Raw genomic sequence first — 17,627 nt, forward strand, 5'->3', positions numbered from 1 at the left:
AGCCAGGATCAAACTCTCCAAAAAAGAGTTATGAGTTAGCTCATAAGTTAAAACGTTGGCTCATGTCTTCTATAATAGAAGCATGAAAATTTATTGTTTGTTGACGCTTGTTTGTTTAGTTTTCAAAGAGCAAGTTAGTTAGCATGTCGCCCAGAAGCGACTTTACTAATATACCATCGAGCATTTTTCCTGTCAACACTTTTTTCTAAAAATGTTTTTCATTGAAAAATACTTTTTAAGTTGTAAACCGTCTGCCGCGAAAATGTTTTTGCCGTGTTCCGCAGCGACGGTTATTAATATACCAAGTAATTTTTAAATAGTCAATAGGTTTTTTCGTTTTTTCAGGATAACTTTTCAGCAACCTTATAATATCTGTGATAAATGCCCTGGCCTTTTGTTTCAATGTTGACCACTTCAAGAATTTTTTTATCAATCAAATACTCTACAAGGATTCCCAGGTCAACAGAATACGGCAAAAGTTCCGGATGTGCCATCAGGTCACTGAATGCCCAATACTCTTCCCCTTCCAGCACTTCCACCAAATGCTGGCTGCCTACTTTTGTCCTTTTGTGGATCAGGAATTCACTTGCCAGGAACAAGAGCTCCAGCCTCTTTTCTATTGTCTCTTCACTGCAAATCAACTCTTCATATAATTTATAGATTTCCGGCTCGATCTGCTTCACTTGATGCCAGACGGTCACTTCGGGATGGAAGCCATTCTCTATGACCGAAAGCCTTGCAAGATGATGCAATGAATGAACAACATGATTGTAGGCATCCAAATAATTAAAGTTATCAAATAGCATCTTGCCATCTGAATACCTTCTGATCAATTTGGCAAACTCGATTCCCATTTTTATTTTACGGCCGAAAAACGGGAATTCTCTAAGTTCGTGTTTCAACTCAGCGATTTTTTCATTCCGATCAAACATGATCTTCCCGTTGTAGAGCCAATCAAAAATCTTTTTATTGCTGCCAGTCAGGAGCCAATCATTGATCTGCTTTTCAGTAACAATATGCATTGCGGCTTTTTTATCTTGATAGGAATAATGTTTAACAAATACAGGTTCATTATTTTCTTTCACTATAATAAGCAATATGACATCAAATGTATCGGTGGCGGCGAGCGCTTTGTGCCTCTTCTCCACCGCAACCACTCCTACTGTGTTAGGGTGGCTTGCACGTTCTTGATAAATCGAACGAAGGATATCCTCCATAATAAACTCCTCCATTTGTTTGTTAGCATATATGTTCGACAATTATATAAAATCTCCTGCATTTCATCTAGACAATTTTCGACATCGGTGTTCACTTTTTATGATTATCTTGCCGGAAATAGTATGATATAGTTAGATTTTAGGGAGGGAAATTTCAATGGGTAAGTATTCAAGTAAAATAAATAAAATCCGCACCTTTGCGTTGAGCCTGATTTTCATCGGCTTCATCGTCATGTATGCGGGCATTTTCTTCCGCAGTCATTTTTTGGTCATGACTATTTTTATGATCTTGGGATTGCTATTCATTATTGCCAGCACGGTTGTCTATTTTTGGATAGGATTATTATCAACGAAGACCATTCAGGTAGTTTGCCCTAATTGCGGGAAACAAACGAAAATGCTTGGCAGGGTGGATATTTGCATGTATTGCAATGAACCTTTAACTCTCGATGCTTCTCTGGAAGGCAAGGAGTTCGATGAACAATACAATCGAAAGAAATAAAAAAAGAACTCGGATTTTGCCGAGTTCTTTTTTTATCCAAAAACAATGCTTACAAATGCTGTTTTTCATCATTGATTAGGACAGAAAAGCAACTAAGCAGACAAAAAAGAAAACTGATAGCAAGTGCCATCAGCCGTAAGTATTAATGGACATCCTTTGCCGAACATTCCGGACAAGTACCGTATATTTCCATTCTATGGTGTCCAACATTAAAACCTGTTACATGGGAAGCTAAATGCTCAACTTCGTCAAGGCCAGGGTAATGGAAGTCAACGATTTTCCCGCACTGATCACAGATGACGTGATAATGATGGGAAGTCACAAAGTCAAAACGACTGGAGGCATCCCCATATGTCAGTTCTTTGACCAATCCAACTTCACGGAATACTCTCAAATTGTTATAAACCGTCGCTACACTCATATTTGGAAATTTACCTTCAAGCGCCTTATAGATTTCATCAGCGGTAGGGTGCGACATTGAGTTTATTAAATATTCGAGTATCGCATGACGTTGCGGAGTAATACGGACGCCTGTATCCTTCAAGGTATCAAGGGCTTCTTTTAACTGACTCTGTACCACCGCCATGCACCTCACTTCTTTTTAGATTATAATTCTTATTTTATAATGTTTATAATTAGTGTACTAATTTTATTCCACTTTTGTCAATATTGCTTCACCACAAACATTTACAACCTTCAACCTTGATGCAAAGTTTGTTCTTTTGCTCCCAGATGCATATTCACATATCTTGCGGCGATAAACAGGAAGTCCGATAGTCGGTTCAAATAGGACAGAACAAGCGGGTTAACCTCTTCTCCCAGTTCAACAGCCTGGCGTTCTGCTCTTCTAGCAACCGTCCTTGCAACATGAAGCGTAGCCCCTGCCTGGTGTCCCCCAGGAAGAATGAAGTTCGTCAACTGTGGGAGTACAGCATCCCAATCATCGATTTTCTTCTCCAGTTCTTCTATATCCTTTGCTTCAAGGGCCCATTTTACTTCTTTCCCAGGGGGCGTGGCCAATTCGGCACCGACATGGAACAATACTGTCTGGATCTTATGGAAGATTTGCTGCATTTCTTCTTTCCCGTTGAAATACTCTCCATTCAGATAACTGAGCGCGAGTCCAATCATTGAATTTGTCTCATCACATGTTCCGTAAGCTTCAACACGTTTATCATTTTTTGCTACTCTTGTTCCATAAATAAGCGAGGTTGTTCCTTTGTCCCCTGTCTTTGTGTAGATTTTCATTTCCTAGTACCCCCTGTCCATGTCGATTACATTGATGTAATCAGTGGCTTTATTTAGATATGTATAAAGGTTTTGTTTGAAAATTTCAAAGGACCTTGGCAAATAATTTTTGGTCAGGCTTGAAATATGCGGCGTTACGGTTACATTGTCCATCGTCCAGAATGGATGACTTTCTTTTAATGGTTCTTCATAAAAAACATCCAGATATGCATGAGCGATCTTTTTTTCCTGAAGTGCGGCCAATAACACCTCATCTTGGACCAAATCGCCACGGCCAATATTGATAAATACGGCTGTGTCTTTCATTAAGGTAAAATCGTTCAAATCAAGGAAATGCTTTGTTTCTTGCGTGCTTGGCAATACCGAAACAATGAAATCCGCCTTCGGCAAGGCTTCCCTGAAGTTTTCCATCGTATAAATTTCGTCTGCCCAGTCGGCTTCACGGCCACTCCGGTTCACACCAATCGTTTGCATATTAAATGCTTTTGCCAGACGGGCCACTTCTCCCCCAATAGCCCCTATACCTAGAATGAGCAATGTCTTGCCGTACAATTCCCCCATTGGCAATTTCCGTTCCCAAGTTGTGCTTTGTTCATTTGACCATAACGATTTCATTTGTTTAACATGCTGCAGCATCATGCCGATGGTAAATTCAGCCATAGGGATTTTGTGAATCCCACGCACATTCGTAACAAGGATTCCGCGTTTTTTACACGCTTCAAATGGCATTTTATCCAGACCTGCAGACATGACCATAATCCATTTGAGCTTGTCTGCTTTGCCGATTAGTTCTTCCGTCAAATCTTCACCATAGGTAAGGAAAATCTCTGCATCGAAAAATAAATCTTCTTTGATCCCTTTATGGAATTCAAAACTCACCTGAGGAAATTCCTTTTTCACCTCTTCCTGCAATGCTTCAGCCGGATGAATCGAGGAGTAAATATTCATTATTACCCAACCCTTCGTTCTAGTGTCGTACTACTAATTGTATTAATTTTCACTTAATTAAACAACTTCCACGCCTGAAAAATGAAAAGCCGGTGCTCATATGGAACAGTGGTAATTTCAACCCTCTTTTTCCCATAAAAAAGGCGGGCCAGTTAAGCCCGCTAAAATGTTTGAGGAGGTATGCCCTAATACAATGATATTCACTTACAGTCGAAATGAATGGACAGTAGCCTGTATTGATAAAAATAGGCGGAGAAATTACCCCTTTAGGTCATATTTTTTCGCAATCGCTTCACGATACAAATCAAGCATTGGCTCATCTTTCAGGTTCGATAGCATTCCCTGGATAACCGGGATACGGGGTGTTTCCCTTTCAATCTCACTCTCCAGTACATCCAGTGTAATGTACAAGTCATCGCGATTAGGAAGATCAGAAATAACATGTTTCATTTTGTTGAGGATGTTTTTTATGTCCTGTCCATTTGTCAGGAAGAATGCCTTTGTCTTTTTTATCAATTCATCGACTTTTTCTTCTGTTGCCAGCGGCTTCTCTCCTTGCAGTCCATCAACCAATGAATCCACTCTTCTAAGAATGTACCCCACTAATTCATCTATCTTGAAGCCTTCTGGATTGAATAGAAGCAGCTTTATATATGAATTAAAGAATCCTTCAAGCATAAGCGCCATATCCCATAGATGCGGTTCGGCCCTTTTACCGTAGATTGCCCGCAGGCTGCCTTGATAAAACATTTGTGCTTCGTAATACTTGCGGATCATCAATTCCTTTACCTCTTCATTCAAGGGAATGGCCTGTTCTCTTGATTGCATGATGATGAATTCCTTATGCTCAATCATGGTATTGAATAATGCCGTCAACTGCAAAGTAAACTTTTCCCTGGGAGGCAGATTATCATTTTCAAATACTGCAAGTTTCTTTTGGATATAATCAAAATAATATTCAAGAATTGCGATCAACAAAGCCTCTTTAGATTTGAAATAAAGATAAAAAGCACCCTTAGAGATTCCGCTTTCCGTGACAATTTCCTGGATTGAGGTAGAAGCGAACCCTTTCGTTGCATAAAGCTTAATCGCTGCTTCGATGATTGCTTTTTCTTTTTCCTTCACCTTCATTGCCTCCCCAACTTAACATCGATTGACTGACTGGTCATAGTAATAATTATACCCTATTATAACTTATAACCGGCATCAAAACAGCAATAAAGACAGCCATATCTGGCTGCCTCAATGTTTACAGGTTTTCTTTAATGAATTTCAGCGCCTCTTCCACATGGCCCTTTACTTTAACTTTTCTCCACTCTTTGGCAAGATTGCCTTCCTTATCAATTATAAAGGTAGACCTTTCGATGCCCATGTATTCTTTGCCAAAGTTTTTCTTCAGCTGCCAGACCCCATAATCCTCAGCTGTTTTATGGTCTTCATCCGCAAGAAGAAGGAAAGGCAATCCATGCTTTTCAATAAATTTTTCGTGCCGGTTAATCGGATCCGGGCTCACTCCAAGAATGACAGCATTCAATCCCTCAAAGCTTTCATGGTGATCGCGGAAATCACATGCTTCCGTTGTGCAGCCCGGTGTCATATCTTTCGGGTAAAAATAGAGCACCACATTCTTTCCTGCAAAATCGGAAAGTTTTACAGATTCTCCATTGCTTGCCGGCAGCTCAAACGCCGGTGCTTTTTCACCTATAGCCAGTGCCATTATGTATCCCTCCAAAATGTGATCTATTATCATTAGCCTATCTAATTTCGGATTGGAATACAAATCAAAGGAACACTTCAGGAACGTTTTTGATCAAACATGGCTCTCGTTACAAACGCTGCAGGAATCGTGTAACCAATCAACGCCTCCAAAACAGCAATCGCCCGCCCGATCCCGACTGGTGCAATATCACCATATCCCACAGAAAACAGGGTGATGGCACTGAAGTACATGCTCGTTGACATCCTTTCATAGGACGAAGTGCTTGGCCGCATGCTCTCATCGGATAGTACCCAGATTCCCTTCAAATCAAGCAAATAATACAATAAGCCAAAACCAGCCATCACCGTCGCATAAATCAGCGCAAGTGTGACAAAATTTTCGAACGAGACCTGCTTGCCTTTAATCTTATGAGGAATGAATAATGTCCGCAAACTCAAAAATACCGCTAAAACAATCAAAAAAATTGAAATGTAAAATTGCATTTTCAAGCCTCATTTCCTGCCTCTCTCCCTTCACTATACGCTGGTGAAAATAGGAGTATGACAGCAAGTACACTCTGCTTGAGTTTCATGCTTCTGACTGTTTTCCTCATTACAACACAAGATCTGTATGAAAGCATAAAAAAGACCACAGCAAGTTTATTGCTGTGGCACTGTCTTAAGGAATGATACCCTTTTGAAGCGGTTCGGACTTCATAAGGGCATCTTTCTCCTGCAATGATACCCTTATAGAGCTGGTTCGGACCTAATAAGGGCATCTTTCCCCTTAAGGAGCTGAGTCAGTTCCCCGCACCCCGGTATCTTTTAACGCCTTCATTCCAAATGAACACGGACAAACTGAAAAAGGCGAGCCCGATTACTGGTGTTAAAAATGAATAGCCATACCACTCATCCCGTCCGAGGAAATAGGCAGCGGGATAGACTCCGACGAAGGCGAACGGCAAAATCCATGTCAGTACAAACCGGATTGCCTTGTTATAGATATCAACTGGATAGCGGCCGTAGTTCCCGATATTGTACATCATCGGCATGATTGATGTGCGGGCATCTGCCCAGAAGCTGATGCAGGCGATCATCACGAAAATGCCGGCATAAACAAGAACACCGCCCAGAACAAATAAAACAAACAAGAAAGGATCATACCAGCTCACCTCAAGGCCAAGCCGGCTTCCGGCATAAAACATGACAGCCAAGCCAGTGATGGCTCCGAACAAGGATTCCAGCTCCATCCGTTCAAGGATGATCTGGAACAGGCTGTGGATCGGCCTTGTCAGAATCCGGTCAAGTTCCCCTTTTACAATATAGCGTTCATTGAAATCCCAAATATTGAAGAAGGATGAAAAAAGTGCGTACGGCACAAGGAAGAATCCGTATATAAAGATGATTTCATCCCGGCTCCAGCCGTTCAGGAATTCGGTATGGTCGAATACCACCAGGATAAAAATCAGATTGACCGCCTGGAACAATAAATCCGAAAATATTTCAACGACCAGATCTGCCCGGTATTCGAGCCTCGTTTTCATATACTGGGCGACATACTGAAAAAACATGCTAACGTAAAACACTCGTCACCCTCCCTGTATGATCAATTGTTTTTTTGCGATGACCCAAAGGATCTGGGTCGGGATCACCAATATCAACACCCATGCGGCCTGGAGCATAAGACCTTCGACTGCCTCGCTCCCTGTGAAGCCATTCGTGAAAATCATACTTGGGATATAGCTGATTCCCTGGAACGGTAGGAACCTCATGATTTCCTGAGACCAGCCAGGAAAGAAGCTGATCGGCAGCAGCAATCCGGAGAACAGGTCGATCAGGACACGCTTGGCCCGGATCAGGCCTGTATTATTATATAAGAAGAAAGTCGTGATTCCGGTCAGCAGGTTCAATTGTGTGTTGATGAAAAAACTGAGCACAATTGAAATCCCGAATAATCCCCAGGTCGCGGCATCCGCTGAAAATTCCAAAGGGAAAATCAACGCGACAATCACCATTCCGGGAACAGAAAAGAAAAACAATCTGAAAATCCCTTCTCCCAGTCCCTGCATCGTTTTCATGCCGAGATAACTGTATGGTCTGATCAATTCAACGGCTACCTTGCCTTCCTTGATTTCCGTCGCCATTTCCCTGTCGATATTGTTAAAATAAAACGCCCTCGCCATCCAGGCAACCGCCACATACGTCGTCATCTGGACCGCACTCAAGCCTTCTATTTCACTTTTCCCGCCGTAAATTGCATTCCAAAGAAAGTAGTAAGCTCCGATATTGATGCTGTAAATCAAGATTCCCGTATAATAATTCGTCCTGTACGCCAGCATCATCAAAAAACGGATGCGGATCATTTCAAGATATTTATCCATTGAGCGCCATCCCTTTGTCATAGATATTGCGGATGATTTCTTCTGTTGATGGCTCATTGATTTTTACATCCCTGACCTTATAGGCAGCGACCGTCCGGGCAATCACCTGGGACACCGTTTCCTCATCGTCCCCTGTCAAAGCGGTGAAGACCTGACTCTTCTCGTCCAGCTCCCATTTGATATCCAGATCGGCCGTCAGCGACTCAAGATTGCTAATCTCAGCAGGTTCAAGGAACTCAAAACTGATTTCCTTCCCTTCTCCCCATTTCTCCTTCAGACTTTTCAGGGCGCCATCATAGATGATGTTCCCTTCATCAAGCATGATGACCCGCTCGCATAGTGCTTCGATATCTGTCAGGTCATGCGTCGTAAGCAGGATCGTCGTATTGTACTTCTCATTGATTTCTTTTAAAAACTCCCTGATCTTCAGCTTAACAAGCACATCCAGGCCAATCGTCGGCTCATCAAGGAACAGCAGCGGCGGATTATGGATCAATGCGGCGGCAAGCTCGCAGCGCATCCGCTGCCCGAGCGAAAGCTTCCTTACCGGCTTATCGAGCAGCGGTTCCAGGTCAAGCGTTTTGATGACATGGTCCATATGCTCGTTATACTGGGCATCCGAAACTTTATATACTTTTTTCAGCAGGCGGAACGATTCCTGGACAGCGATATCCCACCAGAGCTGGGAACGCTGGCCAAACACGACTCCAATCGTCTGGACGAACCTTTCCCTTTCCTTATGCGGATTCATGCCATTCACGATGACACTCCCTGAAGTCGGTGTCAGGATTCCGGTCAGCATTTTAATGGTCGTCGATTTCCCGGCGCCATTTTCGCCAATGTAACCGACCATCTCTCCCTGTTTGACGGTAAAATTGATATCGTTCACTGCAGGAACGATTTTATAATTACGTGTAAAAAGATCCCGGAAGGCTCCCGATAATCCGGAACGGCTCGAATACGCCTTGAATTCCTTCCGCAGTCCATTCACTTCCATTGCATTCATGATGATTTCCTCCTTTGGTCACTCAAACAGTTTAGCCAATCCTCCTTGCTAAAACAAATGCTATGCCTGATTACCCTTGTTTCTTCAAGGGTAGTTTATCCATAAAAAAGGAGGAATGTTGATTGCACAAGGAATTGCTCATCCAGAGCCATCGTCCCTATCCTCTGACAGATATGAATTGGATGATGACCCAGGAATGGCATCACACTTTATTCGCTCACTGGCCAGTCCCTGTTGCCTTATTAAGGGAACATATTCCGCGCGAATTGGAAATCGATACTTTCGATGGCAGCGCCTGGGTTGGGATTGTGCCGTTCCAGGTGAAGAACACTCGCGGAAGATTCACGCCCGCCATCCCATTCTTAAGTTCTTATATTGAGGTAAACGTTCGGACATATGTAAAATACGGCCCAAGGTCTGGTGTGTATTTCTTTTCGCTTGATGCCAATCACTTGCTTGCAGTACTGGGAGCAAAGGCCGTTTTTGGCCTGAACTATAAACAAGCGAACATGGACTTCCGGGTGAAAGATTATTTTGAGTTAAACTCCAGCCGTATCCCTGCTGCAGATGTGAATGCAATGCTGAAGCTCAGGTATAAACCAGTAACCGAAGTTTTCTTCGCTGAGCAAGGTACGTTGGAGCATTGGTTCACCGAGAGATATTGTTTGTGGACAAAGCGGGGCAGCTAACTAATCCGCGGTGACATCCACCACACAAAATGGGAACTTCAGCGGGCCGAAGCAGTGATCATCCAGGACATGCTCATCCCTTTTATCAATCAAGATGGGCTGAAAGAACCACCGCTCCTTCATTACAACCAATACAAAAAGGCCTTCTTCTGGCCGCCGAAGCCCGAAAAGCCGCAGTGATCTTTTTGAGCTTCTTTTTTTCATGAAAAATGAACGAAAAGTGAAACAATCGGTAAAAAGTAAAATTAATGATAAAATAATTAGGCAGTCATATTTAGGAGGTTTAATGATGCAAAGAACGAATTCTGAGCGAATACATAATGAAGCACTTGAACATATCGTCGGAGGCGTAAATAGCCCGTCCCGATCCTACAAGGCCGTCGGCGGCGGCGCCCCTGTTGTGATGGAACGTGCCCAGGGAGCATACTTCTGGGATGTGGACGGCAATCAATATATCGATTATCTGGCAGCATATGGCCCGATCATAACGGGGCATGCCCATCCGCATATAACCGAGGCAATCAAAAGAGCGGCCGAAACGGGTGTATTATATGGCACGCCAACCCCTCATGAAGTAAAATTCGCGAAAATGCTGAAGGAAGCAATGCCTGCTCTTGATAAAGTACGTTTCGTGAATTCAGGTACTGAAGCAGTCATGACGACAATCCGCGTGGCCCGGGCTTATACAGGGCGCGATAAAATCATCAAGTTTGCCGGCTGCTACCACGGCCACTCTGACCTTGTACTTGTTGCGGCAGGATCAGGTCCATCCACTCTTGGGACCCCTGACTCGGCTGGTGTGCCTAAGAGCATTGCCCAGGAAGTCATTACAGTACCATTCAATGATATTGAACCTTTCAAGGAAGCACTTGAAAAGTGGGGTGACCAAATCGCGGCAGTTCTAGTGGAGCCGATTGTCGGCAACTTCGGAATCGTCGAGCCTAAACCAGGCTTCCTTGAAGAAGTGAAGGAGCTTACCCACCAGGCAGGAGCGCTGATCGTTTTCGATGAAGTCATCACAGCCTTCCGTTTTATGTACGGCGGTGCACAGGACTTGCTGGGAATCACACCTGACCTGACAGCGATGGGAAAAATCATTGGGGGCGGATTGCCAATCGGCGCTTATGGGGGCCGTGCTGAAATCATGGAAAAAGTCGCTCCGCTCGGCCCTGCATATCAGGCGGGCACGATGGCTGGTAACCCTGCTTCCATCCTTTCCGGTATCGCCTGCCTGGAGGTTCTGAAACAGGATGGCGTGTATGAATATCTTGATCAGCTCGGTGCGATGCTCGAAGAAGGAATTACTGCTTCAGCAAAGAAGCATGACATTCCTATCACAATTAATCGTTTGAAGGGCGCGCTGACCATCTATTTTACAACTGAAAAAATTGAGAATTATGAACAGGCGGAGAACACAGATGGCGAAATGTTTGCACGCTTCTTCAACCTGATGCTTCAGCAGGGAATCAACCTCGCTCCTTCCAAATATGAGGCATGGTTCGTGACGATTGCTCATACACAGGAAGATATCGAAGCTACCCTGCATGCAGTCGACCAGGCATTTTATTCAATGGTAAATGAATAAATATACATTTTTTATACACAACAGGCATCAATCTGGTGCCTGTTATTTTTTATCCTTTGAATGAAAACGTTTACATTATTAGGTGTTTTTCATTCCTGATACTTTCTCTCGGCTTTTCTGTCATCCAAAAATATGTATAAATAATTGATTTCTGAAAATTCTTATGATATAGTTGCTATTAATATTCTTAAAATTCGCCATTCAAGTGGCCGCTTTAAATCCCTGCTTTAAAATCCCGTCTAAGCGTTTTACCCTCATGTACCAAGATATCAAACGTCAAAACATAGATTATTTTTCAGGAGGTGAACCGGCTTAAAGGAACACTTTATAAGCCGATTTTATGACAACACAATGGAGCCCTTCCCGATTCAAAGATTTCTCAAGATTCGAACATGATGCATGCGGGATCGTAGCAAGCATCGAAAAAAAGAAAATCCCTACACGCGAGAATATTTTCCACTGTATTGATGGTCTCGTCACCATGAACCACCGTGCTGGTTTTATCAATGGCGAAGGTGATGGAGTTGGTGTGCACATCGATATTCCACGGGCGCTATGGAAGGAAAAGCTCACTGACGCTGGTGTTGATGCCAGCGCTGTGGACAAAGAAAACTTCGTCGTCGGACATGTTTTCATCACGAGGACCGAACAGGCAGAAGCAATCCAGGATGAACTTAAAGCAAAGCTTGAAGAACAAAACATGAAGCCGATCTTTTCATCTGTTGAAGTCACAAATCCGGAAGCACTTGGCCCGATTGCCATACAGGAAAACCCTGTATTCTGGCAGTTCGCATGCCTTGCAGATGAAGTCGGACAGAAGCTTTCAGGCAAATTGTTTAATATGATCGTAGATTTCGAGAAAAACGAGCAGGTACATGTCGCTTCTCTTAGCCAATATCATGTTGTTTACAAGGTAATGGGCGCAGGAGACATCCTGCCGAAATACTATCAAGACCTGGCAAGCCCGCTTGTAGCATCCACTATGACACTCGGACACAACCGCTATTCAACTAATACTCTATCAAGCTTTTTCCGTGTACAGCCATTCAGCGTCCTTGGCCACAATGGAGAAATCAATACGATTGCAAGACTCCGCGACGAAGCGCGCATGGTCAATGTCCCGCTCGTCAAAGACGGCAGTGATTCACAGGATTTAAGCCGTACACTGGAAACATTCATCTGCCGTGATGGCTATTCATTGTTTGAGGCGATGGACATGATGTTCCCGCCGATCATCAATGAAATCAAAGCTTATCCGGAGCATTTACAAGATTTATATACTTATATCCGCGAAGCCTGGGGACATTTCGCACAGGGGCCAGCCGGCATTATTTCACGATTTGCCGACGAAGCAGTATTCAGTGTGGACGCACTTGGACTTCGCCCTCTCTGGATGGTTGAAACAGAAAGCTCATACCTGTTCTCATCAGAACCGGGAATCATTTCCTCAACGGAGTACACAAATGATCCCAAGCCACTTGCACCTGGCGAGAAGGTCGGCCTGAAATGGAACGGTGATACAATCGAAGTTTATGAAATGGAACAGTTCCAGAGTGCGGTTTATCAGCGTTTTTCCGGGCGCATTTCTTTCCAGGAAGCCCGTCATCGCCTTGAAGGTGCAAAGCTTGCCAAAACGGTAACGATGACATACCCGGATAAAATCCATAACGGACAATATAAAGCATTCGGCTGGGAGCGTGACCACGTCCAGCTCGTCGAACAGATGGCTGAAAAAGGGGCAGAGCCAATCCGCTCTCTTGGGCATGACGCTCCACTTGCAGCGATGAATCCAGAACGCAAAAATATCGCTGATTTTATTAAAGAGAGTGTCGCTGTCGTAACGAATCCTGCAATAGACCGTGACCGCGAAGCGGAACATTTTTCAACAAGGACAGTTCTCGGCAAGCGCCCTTCGCTTTTCGGAAAAACAGAAACAGGGAAAGTCTTCGAACTGCTCACCCCTCTTCTTATCGAAGGCAAAGCAGGCTATGAGGCTTCGCTGAAAACTGGCCAGCCAAGCATGGACCAGGTCATCCATTGCTATCAGGATGACAAACTTGCTGCCTACCTGGAAACAGTTTTCCACAATGAGGAAACAGTCAAGGATGCACTTGAGAGACTTGCTGCAGAGGCAATTGCTGCTGTGAAGGATGGCAAAACATTGCTTATTCTTGACGACGCAATGGCCCACCAGGAAAATGCGCTGTGGCTCGATCCGCATCTGGTCATCTCGGCGGTTGACCAGGCTCTTGTAAAAGAAGGATTGCGACGCGACTGCTCACTCCTGCTTCGTTCTGCTTCATTAAGATCGCTGCATGATATCATTGTTGCACTTGGCCTGGGCGCAGACGCAGTCAGCCCATATTATATGTTCATGACCGTACTTGATGAGTCCATCACGCCACTTGTGAATCTGTACAGCGCCCTGACGAAAGGCCTTGAAAAGGTTATTTCCACGATCGGGATCCATGAATTGCGCGGATACGGTCGTCTGTTCTCGGCAATCGGTCTGAATGATGAAGTAGCAGATTACTTAGTGATCGTGAACTTCTTTGGTTCCAATGAACTTGCATACAATTTTGATGCAATGAAAGAAGATGCTTTGAAAAGAGCGGAAGATTTCCAGAACGAAAAAGAACGGATCGGCAAGACGTTCCACCTCTTCCCTCGTATTTGGAAGGCAATTGGTGAGGTTGCTTCTACCGGGGACTACAGTGTCTACCGTGAGAAAATTTCCGAACAGGAAGACAGCAACCCGACTACGATCCGCCATTTGACTGGATTGAAAAAGACTGGCGCAAAAGTTTCACCGGAAGAAGTTGAAATTGGCGTAGGTGACCACAGCCTTCCATTTGTCATCGCGTCAATGTCATTCGGTTCGCAAAACGAAATCGCATTCCGTGCATACGCTGAAGGCGCCGACCGCTTGAACATGGTCAGCATGAACGGTGAAGGCGGCGAAATCAAGGATATGCTTGGCAAGTATCCGCGCACACGCGGCCAGCAGGTTGCTTCCGGTCGTTTTGGAGTGAATGCCGAGCTGCTGAACTCTTCCAATCTTCTTGAAATCAAGATTGGTCAAGGTGCGAAGCCTGGGGAAGGCGGACACCTTCCTGGTTCTAAGGTTACGGCTAAAATAGCGGAAGCAAGGAATGCAACCATTGGTTCCGATTTGATTTCACCATCGAACAACCATGATATTTATTCAATCGAAGACCTTGCGCAAATGATCCATGAGCTGAAGACAGCAAATGATCAAGCGCGTGTTGCTGTAAAGGTCCCTGTCGTTCCGAATATCGGTACGATTGCTGTCGGGATCGCCAAAGCAGGGGCTGATATCATCACCTTGAGCGGATTTGACGGCGGTACAGGTGCTGCCCGTATCCACGCACTCCAGTTTGTCGGCTTGCCTGCCGAAATAGGCATTAAGGCGGCACACAATGCCTTGCTTGAAGCAGGACTCCGCGACAATGTCGAGCTTTGGGCTGACGGCGGTGTGAAGAGTGCCCAGGATGTAATTAAATATATGCTTCTTGGAGCAAACCGTGTAGGTTTCGGAACGCTGTCAATGCTTGCCATCGGCTGTACAACTTGCCGCGGCTGCCATCTTGATACTTGCCATGTCGGTATTGCAACGCAAATCGACTCGGAAGCACAGGCAAAGGAGCACGGATTGCGCCGTTTCGTCCCTCGCCAGTTCGATCTTGCCGTCCAGGGCATCATGAACCTGTTCACTGCTTTCGGGAACGAACTGAAGGCTCTGGCTGCATCTGCCGGAATCAAGAATCTGCAGGAAGCAGTCGGCCGATCAGATTTACTGGAACAGATTAAAGGAAAAGACTTGCTTGATTTGACCTACCTGCTGAAGCCGCTTGAAATTGGGCAGATCATGCATCAAAAAGAAGCTGCTGCCACAATGGCATCAGCACAGCTCCAGGTCGCTGCAGGCGCTGAGTATCTTGATGCGATCGACGAAGAGCTACATCAGTCACGCGAATTCCAGGCGGTCACTGCCGAACAGCGTGTGCTGGCAAGCAGGGTTTCCTGCCATCGCGTCCGAGGACGTCTTGATGGCTCCTATCGCAATCTGCAGCCAGTCTCACTCCGTTACAAAGGTTCCATACTCGGAAACGGACTTGGCGCCTACAACACGGATGGCATCAACATCGAGATTGACGGCGGCGGCCAGGACGGAGTCGGCAAGACTTCATTTGGCGGTACGATTTTAATCGCGAAATCCCCTGGCAAGGATGGCGGTTTCTACAATGGTTCGGTTGGTAAAGGATTTGGCTACGGAGCACAGAAAGGATTACTCGTCGCACAGGGCAATGCCGACGCCCGTGCCGGAATCCGTTTATCAGGAGCTGATATGATCATCGGCGGACTTGTGAAAAAGCCAATCCCTGAAAAAGAATTCGGCAACATTGGAACAAACGCCAATATCAAAGGCTTTGCGTTTGAATATATGACGAATGGCCGCGGACTTGTCCTCGGTGATCCGGGACCATGGATTTGCGCAGGCATGACAGGCGGGGTCGTCTACCTGAGACATCAGCCGGAGATGGGCCTGACAAGTGAAGCCCTCACCCGCCGTATTGCCAAAGGCGCGAAGGTTTCCATCGAGACACTATCCGCAAAAGGCATACAGGATGTAAAAGAAATGCTTACAACCTATACCGAGATGCTGGCACGCCACGGCCAGGCAAATGAGGCCAAAGAGCTTGCATTATTATTGGAGCATCCAGAAGATCACTTTGTTCAGGTCGTTCCTGTCAAAGAGCAGGCAGACCCGGCGGTATCAACAGAATGATTTAAGAAAGTGATAATGGCCCCGTTACTAAAACGGGGCCATTTGTTTTGGTCAGAATCCAGAATTATTCTAACTCAGGAATAAAGGATCGATTTTCAGGAATATATTTTGATTTTAAGGAATATAATCCGTTTTTAAGGAATATATCCGCTTATTCAGGAATATCTCTCATTATTTAAGGAATATCTCTCATTATTTAAGGAACATCTCAAATAATTTTAGAAAAGTTAGCTAAAAGAAAACAATCTCCAATATAAATGTAACCACTTTCATTTAAAATAGGCTTGTTTTTTGGTAAATTGACGCTTGAACTTCTTCCATTTCCATTGTATAGTACATAATTGTTTAGTTTTGAATGAAATGGTTTAAAGTATAAATAATTTCACTGTCTTTGTAGTTAACGAATGAGATTTTTTGTCTCTAATGAAAGGAATTCACTCTCCATGAAACTTGGTGCCCGCATTCTGAAAACGGGAATTGCCATCACTCTTGCTTTATTTTTATCGAATATTTTCAATCTGCCATCACCGGTTTTTGCCGGGATTGCAGCAATCTTTGCCCTGCAGCCCACAGTATACCGCTCTTATCAATCGATTATAGAACATATCCAGGGCAATCTGATTGGCGCCGCGACCGCTGTCTTGTTCGTTATGGCTTTTGGCAACAGTATTTTCATCATCGGACTTGCGGCTGTACTCGTCATTACACTCAACCTTAAGCTTAATCTGGAGAAAACGATTTCGCTTTCGATGGTGACTTTAATCGCAATCATGGAGACGCCGGGCGATGATTTTATTCAATTTGCTTTGATCCGTTTCTCGACCATCATGCTTGGGGTTATATCTGCATTCATTGTCAATCTTGTTTTCCTGCCTCCCAAGTATGAAAACAAACTCTATTACAAGAGTTCTATTTTATCAGAGGAAATCACGAAATGGATCAGGCTGAGCACTCGCCACGCCTCCGAGCACCAGCTCCTTAAGGCAGACATTGAGAAGCTTCGCGAGGGCATTATCAAGCTCGATCAGTTATACATGATGTACAAAGAAGAACGTGATTATTTTAAAAATAATACACTCGCTAAATCACGTAAGCTCGTCATCTATAGGCAGATGATCAGCACGGTAAAAAAATCATTGGAAACACTGAAGAGGCTTCATCGATATGAGAATGAATTCAACCAGCTTCCCGTTGAATTCCAGGATGTCATACAGCAGCAGCTGGATTGCCTGATCAATCATCATGAACAAGTAATGCTTAAGTATGTCGGAAAAGTCCGCCCTGAAACATCCTATATCGTGGGTGAGGTGTGCCTGGACAAAAAACAGCTTTTTGAATTGTTTTTGGCGCAAAGAAATGAGCTGGATCAAACAAACAGCCAGATGCTGTACCACGTCATGCAATTAGTCTCGATCATCATGGAATATGGTGAGCAAGTTGAACACCTCGATAAACTTGTGACAAGCTTCCAGTCCTATCATAAAGACGACGGCAATATCACAATCGAACAAAATACGGAAATTTAAAAGCAGCTGGGTTATCA

General features: G+C 44.4%; 16 protein-coding genes. 5 read left to right on the plus strand and 11 right to left on the minus strand.

All coding sequences use genetic code 11. The annotated features are described in order from the left end of the window. Positions 1–341: 341 nt before the first annotated feature. Positions 342–1,217, minus strand: coding sequence for a nucleotidyltransferase-like protein (locus J7E38_RS21165; protein ID WP_214709429.1), 876 nt, complete (start codon positions 1,215–1,217; stop codon positions 342–344). Positions 1,218–1,374: 157 nt separating this feature from the next. Here J7E38_RS21165 and J7E38_RS21170 point away from each other — a divergent pair, with 157 nt between their 5' ends. Next, positions 1,375–1,719 (plus strand): YgzB family protein, encoded by a 345-nt coding sequence (locus tag J7E38_RS21170; RefSeq protein ID WP_214709428.1) that lies wholly within the window; start codon positions 1,375–1,377, stop codon positions 1,717–1,719. 142 nt (positions 1,720–1,861) lie between these two features. Here J7E38_RS21170 and perR read toward each other — a convergent pair whose 3' ends face one another. The 9 genes from perR to J7E38_RS21215 all read right to left on the minus strand — a co-directional run bounded on the left by perR (position 1,862) and on the right by J7E38_RS21215 (position 9,000). After that, complete coding sequence (gene perR / locus J7E38_RS21175; protein WP_214709425.1) at positions 1,862–2,305, minus strand: peroxide-responsive transcriptional repressor PerR; 444 nt, start codon at positions 2,303–2,305, stop codon at positions 1,862–1,864. A gap of 110 nt (positions 2,306–2,415) precedes the next feature. Then, positions 2,416–2,967 carry a cob(I)yrinic acid a,c-diamide adenosyltransferase gene (locus J7E38_RS21180; RefSeq protein WP_214709423.1) on the minus strand — a complete coding sequence of 184 codons (552 nt, stop codon included), beginning with the start codon at positions 2,965–2,967 and terminating at the stop codon, positions 2,416–2,418. Positions 2,968–2,970: 3 nt separating this feature from the next. After that, positions 2,971–3,915 (minus strand): D-2-hydroxyacid dehydrogenase, encoded by a 945-nt coding sequence (locus tag J7E38_RS21185; RefSeq protein WP_214709422.1) that lies wholly within the window; start codon positions 3,913–3,915, stop codon positions 2,971–2,973. 258 nt (positions 3,916–4,173) lie between these two features. Beyond that, complete coding sequence (locus J7E38_RS21190) at positions 4,174–5,040, minus strand: TetR/AcrR family transcriptional regulator (protein ID WP_214709420.1); 867 nt, start codon at positions 5,038–5,040, stop codon at positions 4,174–4,176. A gap of 124 nt (positions 5,041–5,164) precedes the next feature. Further along, complete coding sequence (gene bcp, locus J7E38_RS21195) at positions 5,165–5,632, minus strand: thioredoxin-dependent thiol peroxidase (protein ID WP_214709418.1); 468 nt, start codon at positions 5,630–5,632, stop codon at positions 5,165–5,167. Between the two features lie 77 nt (positions 5,633–5,709). Continuing rightward, the gene (locus tag J7E38_RS21200) at positions 5,710–6,117 is read right to left on the minus strand and encodes a potassium channel family protein (RefSeq protein ID WP_214709416.1); all 408 of its coding nucleotides are present in this window, start codon (positions 6,115–6,117) and stop codon (positions 5,710–5,712) included. 296 nt (positions 6,118–6,413) lie between these two features. Continuing rightward, positions 6,414–7,199, minus strand: a complete 786-nt coding sequence (locus J7E38_RS21205) for an ABC transporter permease (RefSeq protein WP_214709414.1) — start codon at positions 7,197–7,199, stop codon at positions 6,414–6,416. A gap of 3 nt (positions 7,200–7,202) precedes the next feature. Beyond that, complete coding sequence (locus J7E38_RS21210; RefSeq protein WP_214709412.1) at positions 7,203–7,994, minus strand: ABC transporter permease; 792 nt, start codon at positions 7,992–7,994, stop codon at positions 7,203–7,205. Further along, entirely contained in the window at positions 7,987–9,000 is a 1,014-nt protein-coding gene (locus tag J7E38_RS21215) for an ABC transporter ATP-binding protein (RefSeq protein WP_214709410.1), read from the minus strand. The genes J7E38_RS21210 and J7E38_RS21215 overlap by 8 nt, the downstream gene beginning before the upstream one ends. Before the next feature lie 122 nt (positions 9,001–9,122). On the opposite strand from J7E38_RS21215, the gene J7E38_RS21220 reads away from it, so the two are divergent. After that, positions 9,123–9,689, plus strand: coding sequence for a YqjF family protein (locus J7E38_RS21220; RefSeq protein WP_214709408.1), 567 nt, complete (start codon positions 9,123–9,125; stop codon positions 9,687–9,689). Here the strand turns inward: J7E38_RS21220 and J7E38_RS24225 are convergent, their stop codons facing one another. Continuing rightward, positions 9,690–9,821, minus strand: coding sequence for a hypothetical protein (locus tag J7E38_RS24225; RefSeq protein ID WP_285291764.1), 132 nt, complete (start codon positions 9,819–9,821; stop codon positions 9,690–9,692). Between the two features lie 157 nt (positions 9,822–9,978). Between J7E38_RS24225 and J7E38_RS21225 the strand changes: the two genes are divergently transcribed. From J7E38_RS21225 to J7E38_RS21235, 3 genes are all read left to right on the plus strand, one after another. After that, complete coding sequence (locus tag J7E38_RS21225) at positions 9,979–11,274, plus strand: glutamate-1-semialdehyde 2,1-aminomutase (protein WP_215038909.1); 1,296 nt, start codon at positions 9,979–9,981, stop codon at positions 11,272–11,274. 340 nt (positions 11,275–11,614) lie between these two features. Then, complete coding sequence (locus tag J7E38_RS21230) at positions 11,615–16,084, plus strand: glutamate synthase-related protein (protein WP_214709405.1); 4,470 nt, start codon at positions 11,615–11,617, stop codon at positions 16,082–16,084. A 443-nt stretch (positions 16,085–16,527) separates the two neighbouring features. After that, positions 16,528–17,610, plus strand: a complete 1,083-nt coding sequence (locus J7E38_RS21235; protein WP_214709403.1) for an FUSC family protein — start codon at positions 16,528–16,530, stop codon at positions 17,608–17,610. The last annotated feature ends 17 nt before the right edge of the window (positions 17,611–17,627 follow it).

This window comes from Bacillus sp. ISL-35 (genome assembly GCF_018613355.1).
Lineage (GTDB): Bacteria > Bacillota > Bacilli > Bacillales > Cytobacillaceae > Mesobacillus.